This is a genomic window from Cobetia sp. 5-25-4-2, from assembly GCF_013374075.1.
In the GTDB taxonomy this organism is placed as follows: Bacteria; Pseudomonadota; Gammaproteobacteria; order Pseudomonadales; family Halomonadaceae; genus Cobetia; species Cobetia marina.
In genome coordinates, this window is sequence record NZ_BLWK01000003.1 from 297180 (window position 1) to 309498 (window position 12319).

The following is a 12319-nucleotide window of genomic DNA, read 5'->3' on the forward strand; positions in this document are numbered from 1 at the left end:
GAAATTAACACGCAATGTCTTGACATCCCCGGGCGGCAGGCACGGATTTTCAACCACACCTTACCCACAAGTTATCCACTTGCACGACCCCAAAAACAACACTATCTTGTGTCCAAATTCAGCTCACACCCCATATGTAGGGTTTTGGCGACGTCCGCACCCATAAGCCGGAAAGGCAATTTTCAAGCCTCAAGTCAAGCCCGAAAGAGATGATTCAGCAGATGGCGCGGCAACGCATGATCTGCCGCGACCAAGCTGTCATCGGTACCGAATTTCCTGTCTGACCGCCTTTCAGTGGCCTGACGGGTCATGCCAGCCGAGACAGCGATCAGACGATATGTCAGCCAGCCGTACGTGATGGCACGCCCCACCGGGTGCCTCGCCGGCAGTGACACACGCTTTGCCCACGGGCCCTCGCCGGGCAACGATTCACCTTCAGACGATTCAGGAAGGCGTCATGGATTCCACTTTCAGCACCGATCAGGCGGCAGTCGACGTGACCGCACCCCAGCGCCTGCGCGTCATCAAGCGCACTGGCGATGTTGCGCCCTTCGATGCCAGCAAGATCTCCGTCGCACTCTCCAAGGCGTTCATCGCCGTGGAAGGCGATCAGGTCGAGTCCAGCTCGCGCATCCGCGATCTGGTCCAGCAGCTGACCAGCCAGATCACCGATGCCTTCCAGCGTCGCATGCCTGATGGTGGCACTCTGCACATCGAAGACATCCAGGACCAGGTCGAACTGGCCCTGATGCGCTCCGGCGAGCACAAGGTGGCCCGCGCCTACGTTCTCTACCGTGACGAGCACGCCCGTGCCCGCAGCGCGCAGAACGACGGCATCGCCAAGCCGCACCCGACCATCAATGTCACGCACCTCGACGGCAGCGTGCGTCCGCTGGATCTGGGCCGTATCGAGACACTCGTCTTCGATGCCTGCGCCGAGCTCTCCAACGTCGACGCCCAGAAGATCGTCGATGACTCGCTGAAGAACCTGTACGACGGCGTGCCGGTCGATGGCGTGTCCACCGCGCTGATGATGACCGCGCGCACGCTGGTCGAGAAGGACCCGAACTACACCTACGTCACCGCCCGCCTGCTGCAGGACAACCTGCGCCGCGAAGCCCTGAGCTTCCTCAAGGTCGCTGACGAGGCCACCTTCGGCGAGATGAAGGACCACTACCCGGTCGCCTTCAAGGCCTACATCGAGAGCGGCATCGCCTTCGAGCAGCTGGATGAGCAACTGGCCACCTTCGATCTGGATCGTCTCGGCGCCGCCATCGATCACACACGTGACAACCAGTTCACCTATCTCGGCCTGCAGACTCTGTACGACCGCTACTTCCTGCACCAGAACGACGTGCGCTATGAGCTGCCGCAGGTCATGTTCATGCGTGTCGCCATGGGTCTGTCCCTGAACGAGGAAGACCGCGAAGGTCGCGCCATCGAGTTCTACGAGCTGCTGTCCAGCTTCGACTACATGGCCTCCACGCCGACCCTGTTCAACGCCGGTACCCGTCGCAGCCAGCTGTCCAGCTGCTACCTGACCACCGTGCCGGATGCCCTCGATGGCATCTACGGTGCCATCCGCGACAACGCCATGCTCTCCAAGTGGGCCGGCGGTCTCGGCAATGACTGGACGCCGGTGCGCGCACTGGGGTCCTACATCAAGGGCACCAACGGCAAGTCCCAGGGCGTCGTGCCCTTCCTGAAGGTCGTCAACGACACCGCCGTTGCCGTCAACCAGGGTGGCAAGCGCAAGGGCGCCGTCTGTGCCTACCTGGAAACCTGGCACATGGACGTCGAGGAATTCCTCGACCTGCGCAAGAACACCGGTGATGACCGTCGTCGTACCCACGACATGAACACCGCCAACTGGGTGCCGGACCTGTTCATGAAGCGTGTCTTCGATGACACCGAGTGGACCCTGTTCTCGCCGTCCGACTGCCCGGACCTCCACGACCTGTACGGCGCGGCCTTCCAGGCGCGTTACGAGCAGTACGAGGAGATGACCCGTCAGGGCCAGCTGAAGCTGTTCAAGCGCGTCAAGGCGCGTGATCTGTGGCGCAAGATGCTCTCCATGCTGTTCGAGACCGGCCACCCGTGGATCACCTTCAAGGACCCGTGCAACCTGCGCAGCCCGCAGCAGCACGCCGGTGTCGTGCACTCGTCCAATCTGTGCACCGAGATCACCCTCAACACCTCCGAGGATGAGATCGCGGTCTGCAACCTGGGCTCGATCAACCTGGCGCAGCACGTCATCGACGGCAAGCTGGATGGCGACAAGCTCAAGAAGTCGGTACGTACCGCCGTGCGCATGCTCGACAACGTCATCGACATCAACTACTACGCCGTTCCGCAGGCGCGTCGCTCCAACATGCGTCACCGTCCGGTTGGCCTCGGCATCATGGGCTTCCAGGACGCGCTCTATGCGCAGTCCATCGCCTATGCCTCCGAAGAAGCCGTGACCTTCGCCGACGAATCCATGGAACTCGTCAGCTATCACGCCATCGAAGCTTCCAGTGATCTGGCGGCCGAGCGTGGCCGTTACGAGAGCTTCGACGGCTCTCTGTGGAGTCAGGGCATCCTGCCGATCGATTCCATCGAGAAGCTCAAGACCGAGCGTGGCGCCGACTACATCGAGATGGACGAAAGCCAGACTCAGGACTGGGACTACATCCGCGAGAAGGTCCGCACCCAGGGCATGCGCAACTCCAACGTGATGGCGATCGCACCGACCGCGACGATCTCCAACATCTGTGGCGTCTCGCAGTCCATCGAGCCGACTTACCAGAACCTGTTCGTCAAATCGAACCTGTCTGGCGAGTTCACCGTGGTCAACGCCTACATGGTCAACGACCTCAAGGCGCGCGGCCTGTGGGATGAGGTCATGATCAACGACCTCAAGTACTACGACGGCAGCGTCCAGCCGATCGAGCGCATTCCGGAAGACCTCAAGGCGCTGTACGCCAACGCCTTCGAGGTCGAGCCGAAGTGGATCGTCGAAGCCGCCTCGCGTCGCCAGAAGTGGATCGACCAGGCGCAGTCCCTGAACCTGTACATCCAGGGCGTGTCCGGCAAGAAACTGGACGTGACCTACCGCATGGCATGGTTCCGTGGCCTCAAGACCACCTATTACCTCCGTGCTCTGGGTGCGACCGCCGTGGAGAAGTCCACCGTCGATCGCAGCAAGCACAACGCCGTCGGCAACGCACCGACCCCGGCTCCTGCTCCCGCGCCGACCCCGGCACCGGAAGCCAAGCCGGAACCGCGTGGCATCGAAGACTTCCTGCAAGGCAAGAGCGGTCAGCGTGCCCCCTCCGCCAGCAACATCGATGAGCTGGGCTGTGAGGCCTGTCAGTAAGCGATTGCGCAAGACTCGAGTCAGGCCCTGCCTGACTCCCCGCCTGCGATGACATCCCCGGCAGGCGGGCTGCGGCACTTTCTCAAGACCGAGCCTGGCTCGGTCTTGTGCCGACACAACAATCACTGCCTCCTGACATTGTCTCGAAACACGGCCCGGGCCTGACCTTCCCTCTCGGCAGATCACGCCTCTCGATGGCGCCAGCGTCGCAGGACGCACCGCCAACGCCTTCTTGTCACGCTGATTGCCCGCGTGACCACTACGAACACGAGGAACGCAACATGTTGAACTGGGACGATTTCCACGAAGACGAAGCCCCCGCTGCCGAGAAGCCGGCCGCTGCCAAACCGGCGCCGCAGGCCGAAGCCCCGGCGGCTGCCCCTGCGGCTGAAGTTGCCGTCGCGAGCGAGAACAGCGAAGGCTACGCGGTCAGCGAAGCGGAACGCATCGCCCGCGCCCAGCAGGCGCTGGACGATCTTGACGTGGCCAAGGGTCTGGAAGAACTGGAAATGGGTGCCCAGCGCATTCAGGTCGACGAGAAGCGCATGATCAATGCCCGCGCCGACGTCAACCAGCTGGTGCCCTTCAAGTACGACTGGGCATGGCAGAAGTACCTCGACGGCTCCGCGAACCACTGGATGCCGCAGGAAGTGAACATGAACGCGGACATCGCGCTCTGGAAGAGCCAGGACGGCCTGACCGAAGACGAGCGTCTGATCGTGATGCGCTCGCTGGGTTACTTCTCCACTGCCGACTCGCTGGTCGCCAACAACCTGGTGCTGGCCGTCTACAAGAACATCACCAACCCGGAGTGCCGCCAGTACCTGCTGCGTCAGGCCTTCGAAGAGGCGATCCACACCCACGCCTACCAGTACTGCATCGAGTCCCTGGGCATGGACGAAGGCGAAGTCTTCAACATGTACCGTGAAGTGGACTCCGTGGCGCGCAAGTCCGCCTGGAGCCTCAAGCACACCCAGGCGCTGGCGCGTGCCGACTTCCACACCGGCACACCGGAAGCGGACCAGGAGTTCCTGCGCAACCTGATCGGCTTCTACGCCGTCACAGAAGGCATCTTCTTCTACTGCGGCTTCTCCCAGATCCTGTCCATGGGTCGTCGCAACAAGATGACCGGCGTCGCCGAGCAGTTCCAGTACATCCTGCGTGACGAGTCCATGCACCTGAACTTCGGCATCGACGTGATCAACCAGATCAAGGTCGAGAACCCGCACCTGTGGACCGCCGAATTCCAGGACGAAGTCACCCAGATGATTCTGGAAGGCACCCAGCTCGAGATCGAATACGCGCGTGACACCATGCCGCGCGGCGTTCTGGGCATGAACGCGGCCATCATGGAGGAATACCTCCACTTCATCTGCAACCGTCGCCTCGCGCAGCTGGGCCTCAAGGAGCAGTTCCCGGGCGCCAAGAACCCGTTCCCGTGGATGTCCGAGATCATCGACCTGCGCAAGGAGAAGAACTTCTTCGAGACGCGCGTCACCGAATATCAGGTCGGCGGTGCCCTGAGCTGGGATTGATCGCTGATCACTCCCTCTACTGGAGACAGGCACGCGACTGACGCCTGTCTCCGCTGAGCACCCCAACGGGCCATGTCATTGATATGGCCCGTTTTTGCGTCCAGCGCCCGCACAGGGTAGGCTTCGCGCCGTCCCGACTCTCCCCGGCTTCACGTGAAAGGAACGAACATGCAACTCGGTATCATCGGACTCGGCCGCATGGGCGGCAACATCGCCCGCCGCCTGATGCGCAATGGCCACGAAGTGGTCGCCCATGACCGTGACGAGGCGATTGCCCAGTCACTGGTCGCTGACGGCGCCACCCACGTCGACAATCTCGCGGCGCTGGTCCAGCAGCTGAAGGCACCGCGTGCCGTGTGGGTCATGTTGCCGGCGGGCGAGATCACCGAGCAGACCATCAGCGCACTGGCCGAGCTGATGGAAGCCGGCGACACCATCATCGATGGCGGCAACACCTTCTACAAGGACGACATCCGTCGTGCTGCCACGCTGAAGGACAAGGGTCTGAACTACGTGGACGTGGGCACCTCCGGTGGCGTGTGGGGCCTGGAGCGCGGCTACTGCATGATGATCGGCGCCGAGAAGGCCGTGTTCGATCATCTCGAGCCGCTGTTCGACACCCTCGCCCCCGGCTATGGCAACCTCGAGCGCACCAAGGGTCGCAATGCCCCGGATGAGCGCGCGGAACGTGGCTATATCCACGCAGGCCCGGTCGGTGCCGGCCACTACGTGAAGATGGTGCACAACGGTATCGAGTACGGTCTGATGCAGGCCTACGCCGAAGGCTTCGAGCTGATGCAGAGCAAGGGCTCCGAGGACCTTCCGGAAGACCAGCGCTTCGACCTCAACCTGGCCGACATCGCGGAAGTCTGGCGTCGTGGCAGCGTCGTCTCCTCCTGGCTGCTCGACCTGACCGCTCAGGCGCTCGCCGGCGATGCGCGCCTGGATCACTACAGCGGTGCCGTCTCCGACAGTGGCGAAGGCCGCTGGACCGTAGATGCCGCCGTCGAGCAGGGCGTTGCCGTGCCGGTGCTGGCAAACGCGCTGTTCTCGCGCTTCAGCTCGCGCAAGGAAAACACCTACGCCAACCGTCTGCTGTCCGCGATGCGCTTCGGCTTCGGTGGCCATGTCGAGCCGCCCAAGCAGGACTGATCTTCCGCTGACGCGTCAGACGTGAAACGCCCCGCTCATGGTCTCCCATGAGCGGGGCGTTTCGTTGCGAGGCCATCGTTGGCAAGACAGCATGAGCATCAGAACCTGTCGGTCTGACTATCTGGCCGGCCTCTCCTGCCCGGCTGTCTCGTCAGCCGCCACGCCCCGCAACCGGCGTGAGTGTCATCTGCTGCCCCCGCATGTTGATATCGAACTCCCCCAGAAAGCTCATTCCCAGCAGCACCACCTCATCATGCATGCCCGGCACGATGGCCCCGCGCACCTCGCGCTGATTGAGCCCCGCCAGACTGACGACACCCAGCGTGGTCAGTGCGCCATGGCTCACCCCATTGGCGGTGGTGAAGCGGGCATCGCGCCCGCGCGGCAACGCCAGACGCTCGGCCAGTGATTCGGACACCGAGACATAGGTGGCGCCGGTATCCAGCAGGAAGGTCACCGGCTCACCATTGATCTCGCCAGGGGCCACGAAGTGCCCTGAGCGGTTGCGCGTCAGGGTCAGCGGCTCCCCCTGGGACAATGCCTGACCGGCCAGCGAGGCATTCGGGCGGGTACGCTCCTCGAGCTGCCCCTGGAACCACCACACCAGCATGCCAAGTATCAGCCCCCAGCACAGCACCAGCATGCCGATACCGTAACGCCGGGTTGTCCCCTGGCCTTCAGAATCCTTCATTCACCCTCACCTCTGACAGCCGGTTGCCAACATGCGTCCCCCTCCATGCCACCGGCCCTCTTAATGCTACCGGCCTTATTCATGCTACCGGCCCTCTCAACAACAGACGCAGCGCCACCAGACACAGCGCGACCCCCAGCGCCAATGGGACGCCGATCAACCAGCCGCGCGTGCCAGGCAGACTGGCCTCATGAGGCGCACTGCGTCGATAGTTCACGGCCACGGTCTCGCCGACCGCAGGTGTCGGCGTCTGTACCGCCAGCGGTGATACATATTCATGCCAACCGCCACGCCTGTCCTGGTAACGCACGATGGGCGCGTACTGGATCGACTCGACATTGAAGCGCCCCCCCGGCGGCAAGCCTGCCATCGCCAGGGCCTCGTCCTCACTCAACTCACCGCCCTTGGGCAGATGGATGCGGCCGCGCCCTTCCACGTTCAGGGCGCGATCATGACTGATCACCTCACCCATCACCTGGACGCTTTCCCGTGCGAGTGATTGTGCGTACTGCCAGCGAAGCGCACCCAGCAACAGCAGCGCCACGCCGATGATCAACAGCCCCCAGGGTAATACCATGCGCTGCCTCCTGCGTAGGTTGGCCATCATGTCTGGCGGGAACTCGCCGAGCGGGCTGCCTGAAGCGTCTCGTCCGACACGACATGCGCCACGCCCTGCTCCCGACCACCAGCCGCTTCCAGCATGTCACTCAAGGTCTCGAACTTGCGCCAGCGTGCGTGCGCCAGAGGTGTCACTCCCTCGGCATCCGCGAGATTGACGTCAGCGCCGTGATCCAGCAGCTGCTTGACCACCTGTTGATAGGCATCCCCGCCGTCCCCCAGCAATACGGCTTCGATCAGCGCCGTCCAGCCAAGGCGATTCTGATGATCAGGCGGCACGTCCGTCTGCTCCAGCAACACGCGACAGATATCCGCATGGCCGCGCTCGCTGGCGGACATCAGGGCCGTGGAGGAGAAACGATTGAGCACCGTGGCCGAGGCACCGTGCTCAAGCAGGCAGGTCAGGCAATTGCCATATCCCAGCGCCGCGGCAGCCAGCAATGGCGTGTCATGCAGGGCATCGGTCTGCTCGCTGTCAGCTCCCGCGGCCAACAGCGCCGCCACCGCTTCAGGCTGATTGGCCTGCACGGCCACCATCAACGGCGAGCGTCCGCGATAATCGACATCATTGAGGCGCTCATGCGCCCCGGGCTCGGCAAGCGCTTCCCTGAGCCCTTCCAGATCCCCACGCTGAGCGCACATCGTCATGTCCTTCATGCCCACCTCCTGACGCCTGAGAATTCACACGACTCCTGTCTGACAGCCTATGCGATCCTGAAGACGACCGTTAGCCTCCCTGCGTTCAATCTCCGCCTTGCACACCCGTCAACCCTCTCCCGGAGTCACTGACAGGCGCGCATCCCGCTGCCGGAACAGGGAGATAGCAGGCATAAAAAAAGCGCCCCCGAAGGAGCGCCAGTTCGTCATCACCGCAGGGCGCGGCAGACGAGACTCAGAAACGAAGCCCGTCCGGCTGCCAGCCGAACCCCCTCAGAATACGGTGCGGCTGGTATGACGCCCAATCATCTCTCGGGATCGATGTGATAGCCAAGACCTATGAGTTGATATCTTTCAATAGGCTAATATCAAAGGGCTGCAGGACACCCCTCTTCCCATCAGGCCGTGGGCTTGGTCCCCACCAGCGGTGAGCTGGGCAGCCAGACATGCGCCGCCAGGCCGCCCAGAGCGGAGCGCTCCAGCCTCAGCTCGCCGCCATACAGCGCCATCAGGTCGTCCACGATCGCAAGCCCGAGTCCTGAACCGGAGCGCCCCTCATCGAGACGTGCACCACGCCCCAGCGCGGCGGCGCTCTGCTCGTCGCTCATGCCCGGGCCATCATCCTCGATGACCAGCAGCACACCGCCATCGCGGGACTCGCTGCTCACACGTACCTGCTGCTGCGCCCATTGCAGCGCGTTCTCGAGCAGATTGCCGACCATCTCCTGCAGGTCCTGCGGGTCGACGCGCACACCGGCATCATCCTCCAGCGCGAGGCTGAGAGTGATGCCACGCCGGCTCGCCAGGCGCCCAAGACCATCGAACACCGGCCCGGCGGCCTCGCGCAGACTGACTCGCCCACTGAGATGCGCACCGCCCGCGGCACTCGCCCGCGCCAGATGGTGACGCACGGCCTCATCGATACGTCGCAATTCGGCATCGATGCGGGCGCGGTCCTCGCCATCAAAGCGCTCGGACTGGGCCTTGAGCACACTGACTGGCGTCTTGAGCGCATGCGCCAGATTGCCCGCCGCGGCACGCCCACGCTCGATCAGGCGTTGATCTCGCTCCAGCACTGCATTGATCGCGCGCGTCAGCTCTGTCAGTTCAGGCGGCAGGCGTGTTTCCTCCAGCCTGTCTGCCTCACCCTCCGCGACCCGCTTGAGGCGTGCCCGCAACCGCCGCAGCGGTGCCAACCCCCAGCTGATCTGCGCGGCGGAACCACACACCAGCAACGACGCCAGCGCGACAAGCGCTCCCGCCAGCAACCACTCGAAACGCGCGACCTCGGCGTCCACCTCGCTGCGACTCGCCGCCACCATCACATGCAGTGGCTGGCTGCGGCCCGGCAGGCGAATATCACGCTCGATGGCGCGCAACGACTGATGACGCGGCCCGTCGAGATCCCGGCTCAGGAACCCGTCGGCACTGATCTCATCGCGAATCGGCAGGCGTTGATCCCACAGCGAGCGCGAGGTCAGCACATTGCCGTGGCGATCGGAAATCTGCCAATACCACCCGGAGTAGGCCTGATCGAAACGCGGATCACCCAACGAGCGCGTAAGCCCCGGACGGCCCTTCTCGCGATCGAACTGGATCGCGGCGATCAACACCTTCGACAGCGACAGCAGCCGCTGGTCAAAGGCCGTCGTCACCGCATCCCGAAAGCTCCACGCCAGCCCCAGACCGGTCAACGGCATGACGATCAAGGCGATGACCAGCGAGCCACCCAGCAGTCGCCGGCCGACGGACAATGGCTTCATGCGTCGCGGCCGTCCGCTCCCGCTGCGCCGGCCCCGTCTGCGCCACCCGATTCGGCATCCGGGTCGCGCAGGCGATAACCGCGGCCGCGCAGCGTCTCGATACGCTCAGCCCCCAGCTTGCGACGCAGGCGGCTGATCTGGACATCGATGACATTCGAGTCGGGTTCGTGGTCGCGGTCATAGACATGCTCGACCAGCTCCGAACGGCTCACCACGCCGGGCACGGCATGCATCAGGTGCATCAGCAACCGCGTCTCCTGTGCCGTCAGTGACACGGGGCGCCCCGCCAGGCTGACGGTGCCGCCATGCGTATCACAGGCCAGATCCCCCAGCTTGAGCACCGGATGGGCATGCCCGCGCGAGCGACGCACCAGCGCGCGCAGGCGGAAGATGACCTCGGCCGTCTCGAAGGGCTTGGTCACGTAATCATCCGCACCGGCAGAGAAGCCGGCCGCCTTGTCCGACCAGCGCTCGCGCGCCGTCAGCACCAGCACCGGGACTTCGATGCCGGCCTCACGCCACTGGGCCAGCCAGCGGGTGCCATCACCATCCGGCAGGCCAAGGTCCAGCACCACCGCATCATAGCGCTCGGTCTGCACCAGGAAATCGGCATCGGCACCATTGACGGCATGCTCGACCAGCACATCTGCCTCACTGAGGCGTGCCATCAGCGCTTCGGCCAACGGCATGTCATCTTCCACCAACAATATCTTCATGAATTCTGGGCACTCCTGGGCAGTCGCTATCCGGTGACGGATACCGCGTCACGGCATCACACGAGGACACTGCTGCAAGCATAACGGTCCTCAGGGGTCTTCGGCACCCTCAAGACCGCCCGTTGGCTGACGCTCGCTCAGGGATGGCGACGGGCCTGCCGGGCTCTCGAGAGCATGACGGCGCATCGCGTCCAGATTGACGCCACGCACCTCACGCAGCTCTCCATCCGCGGCCCGTACGGTGAACTTGGCCATCTGGCCCTGCGGCCCGAGCATCTCGACCTCGTAGATCAGCTCGCCATGGATGTCTTCAAGCTCCACCTCGACCACCTGCCCCAGCCAGTCACGCTCGAGACTGTCCAGCAGTTCAGACAGTGAAATGACACGGCCGGCAGCCACCTCATCGTGCAGGCTACGCCAGCGCTCACTGTCACACAGCGCATGCGGCGGCATGGCCAGGACACCGATCAGCAAGCCGCCCAGCCCCAGGCACAACCATCCATAGCGTTGCCGCCATTGGCTGACGCGGGATGCGCTGGCGCCTGTCTGGGCCTTGCGGGGAGTCGGCATGACGGAAAACCTCTTGAATTGCGGCGGGTCTGGTGCGCCGCGACGGGCGCTGATGCTCGACAAGCATCCTGGCAATGGAATGTGCAAGCAAACCTGCGTTGGAACAGCGCGGACGCCAGCGGATGCGCACGGATGACCGCATGCCGCAAAGACTGACAGGCAGCAATGAACCTCAGATGAATCCCCCTCTCAGTGTCATGCAAGGTCGCATGTCTCACAGTGAGGCCATGTTCCACTGCCTTGAGGAGGCGTCCATGCCGTCATCTCCTGCCTCTACCAGTGTGAAGGAGGCTCGCTCTCGGGCCATCAGCATCCGGCTGGCGGGGCGCTCCATCGTGAACCTTCGCCAGCGACTGGGAGCGGGCGCTCTCGGCCTGATGCTGGGCTCGGTGCCCGCCTATGCCAATGGCATCGAGGATCTCCCTCCCCAGCATCGACTGAGTGCTTCCACGCTGGGCACGGGGTTGGGTGACACTCGTCGCGAGGTGGCCGCGCTCGCCACGGCGAGCGGGCACAGTCCTGACAGCTCTGGCAGTCCTGACAGCTCTGGCAGTCCTGGCAGCCCTGACAGGCGTGCTGCGGGGATGGGCAATGACAATGGCGATGCCACGTCAGGGCAAGCGGCACCGGACTCGCAGCGCGATCACGAAAGCTCTCACGAAAGCTCTCGCCTCCTGTCCACGGGGCTGGCTCCGGAACTGCTGACCCAGCTGATGATGCGAGCCAGCCACAGTGGGATGCGTCAATTCAGTGGCATGGACATCGTGGCGAATCAGGTCCGTTTCACCGGCTGGGGGCGAGACGGCTGGGAGATGGAACTGTCCATCAATCGCGCGGATGGCGAGCTGATCGATGAGGCGCTACGCCGCCAGACCCGCCAGACGGAGGAAGGGGCAATGGGGAGAAACAGCCTGCGTCAGACCTTGAATTTTGCCGCCAGCGACGGCATTGAAAGGATACGCAGTGTCGACGTGGAGGCGCATGCCATCCGAATCGTCGGACTGGACGGGCAAGGCCGACAGCAGACCCTGTCCTTGAGCCTGCCCACCCTCGCCAGCACGATGCCGGGCGGATGACGCTCGGACCTGACGGCCTCCACCGCGCCCCTGCGGACACGACAATCGCCTTGACGACAACGCTGCCAACCTCGATGCTGAGATCATGAGGCAGCCAAAGGCATGACGAATCTCGCAGGGGCCTGCAGTACCGCCCTGGCTCAGGTGCTTCAGGCGCTGACAGCCAAATGAGACACCCCACTT

General features: G+C 63.7%; 10 protein-coding genes. 4 read left to right on the forward strand and 6 right to left on the reverse strand.

The genetic code is table 11. The features are described from left to right. The first annotated feature begins 457 nt into the window (after nt 1-457). From HXS65_RS08765 to gnd, 3 genes are all read left to right on the forward strand, one after another. Nucleotides 458-3358: a ribonucleoside-diphosphate reductase subunit alpha gene (locus HXS65_RS08765; RefSeq protein ID WP_084209391.1), complete on the forward strand. Its 2901-nt coding sequence runs from the start codon at nt 458-460 to the stop codon at nt 3356-3358. 281 nt (nt 3359-3639) lie between these two features. Next, on the forward strand, nt 3640-4893 hold the full coding sequence (locus tag HXS65_RS08770; protein WP_136939074.1) for a ribonucleotide-diphosphate reductase subunit beta: 1254 nt from the start codon (nt 3640-3642) through the stop codon (nt 4891-4893). A gap of 168 nt (nt 4894-5061) precedes the next feature. Continuing rightward, nucleotides 5062-6045, forward strand: a complete 984-nt coding sequence (gene gnd / locus HXS65_RS08775; protein ID WP_077378886.1) for a phosphogluconate dehydrogenase (NAD(+)-dependent, decarboxylating) — start codon at nt 5062-5064, stop codon at nt 6043-6045. A 151-nt stretch (nt 6046-6196) separates the two neighbouring features. Here the strand turns inward: gnd and HXS65_RS08780 are convergent, their stop codons facing one another. From HXS65_RS08780 to HXS65_RS08805, 6 genes are all read right to left on the reverse strand, one after another. Next, nucleotides 6197-6736 (reverse strand): TIGR02281 family clan AA aspartic protease, encoded by a 540-nt coding sequence (locus HXS65_RS08780; protein WP_176493683.1) that lies wholly within the window; start codon nt 6734-6736, stop codon nt 6197-6199. Nucleotides 6737-6815: 79 nt separating this feature from the next. Beyond that, nucleotides 6816-7313 carry a DUF3592 domain-containing protein gene (locus HXS65_RS08785; RefSeq protein ID WP_077378881.1) on the reverse strand — a complete coding sequence of 166 codons (498 nt, stop codon included), beginning with the start codon at nt 7311-7313 and terminating at the stop codon, nt 6816-6818. Nucleotides 7314-7339: 26 nt separating this feature from the next. Next, entirely contained in the window at nt 7340-8011 is a 672-nt protein-coding gene (locus tag HXS65_RS08790; protein WP_176493684.1) for an ankyrin repeat domain-containing protein, read from the reverse strand. Nucleotides 8012-8409: 398 nt separating this feature from the next. After that, nucleotides 8410-9774, reverse strand: a complete 1365-nt coding sequence (locus HXS65_RS08795) for a HAMP domain-containing sensor histidine kinase (RefSeq protein ID WP_176493685.1) — start codon at nt 9772-9774, stop codon at nt 8410-8412. Then, complete coding sequence (locus tag HXS65_RS08800; protein WP_077378872.1) at nt 9771-10490, reverse strand: response regulator transcription factor; 720 nt, start codon at nt 10488-10490, stop codon at nt 9771-9773. Before HXS65_RS08800 ends, HXS65_RS08795 begins: the two co-directional genes overlap by 4 nt. Nucleotides 10491-10580: 90 nt before the next feature. Further along, nucleotides 10581-11060 (reverse strand): PepSY domain-containing protein, encoded by a 480-nt coding sequence (locus tag HXS65_RS08805; RefSeq protein ID WP_176493686.1) that lies wholly within the window; start codon nt 11058-11060, stop codon nt 10581-10583. Nucleotides 11061-11314: 254 nt separating this feature from the next. On the opposite strand from HXS65_RS08805, the gene HXS65_RS08810 reads away from it, so the two are divergent. Next, nucleotides 11315-12136, forward strand: a complete 822-nt coding sequence (locus HXS65_RS08810) for a hypothetical protein (protein ID WP_176493687.1) — start codon at nt 11315-11317, stop codon at nt 12134-12136. Nucleotides 12137-12319: the final 183 nt, after the last annotated feature.

Bases quoted from the DNA above. Each gene is read 5' to 3' on its own strand.
- HXS65_RS08795 (WP_176493685.1), bottom strand. From the start codon at position 9,774: ATGAAGCCATTGTCCGTCGGCCGGCGACTGCTGGGTGGCTCGCTGGTC.
- HXS65_RS08810 (WP_176493687.1), top strand. From the start codon at position 11,315: ATGCCGTCATCTCCTGCCTCTACCAGTGTGAAGGAGGCTCGCTCTCGG.
- HXS65_RS08765 (WP_084209391.1), top strand. From the start codon at position 458: ATGGATTCCACTTTCAGCACCGATCAGGCGGCAGTCGACGTGACCGCA.
- HXS65_RS08770 (WP_136939074.1), top strand. From the start codon at position 3,640: ATGTTGAACTGGGACGATTTCCACGAAGACGAAGCCCCCGCTGCCGAG.
- HXS65_RS08790 (WP_176493684.1), bottom strand. From the start codon at position 8,011: ATGAAGGACATGACGATGTGCGCTCAGCGTGGGGATCTGGAAGGGCTC.
- HXS65_RS08800 (WP_077378872.1), bottom strand. From the start codon at position 10,490: ATGAAGATATTGTTGGTGGAAGATGACATGCCGTTGGCCGAAGCGCTG.
- HXS65_RS08780 (WP_176493683.1), bottom strand. From the start codon at position 6,736: ATGAAGGATTCTGAAGGCCAGGGGACAACCCGGCGTTACGGTATCGGC.
- gnd (WP_077378886.1), top strand. From the start codon at position 5,062: ATGCAACTCGGTATCATCGGACTCGGCCGCATGGGCGGCAACATCGCC.
- HXS65_RS08805 (WP_176493686.1), bottom strand. From the start codon at position 11,060: ATGCCGACTCCCCGCAAGGCCCAGACAGGCGCCAGCGCATCCCGCGTC.
- HXS65_RS08785 (WP_077378881.1), bottom strand. From the start codon at position 7,313: ATGGTATTACCCTGGGGGCTGTTGATCATCGGCGTGGCGCTGCTGTTG.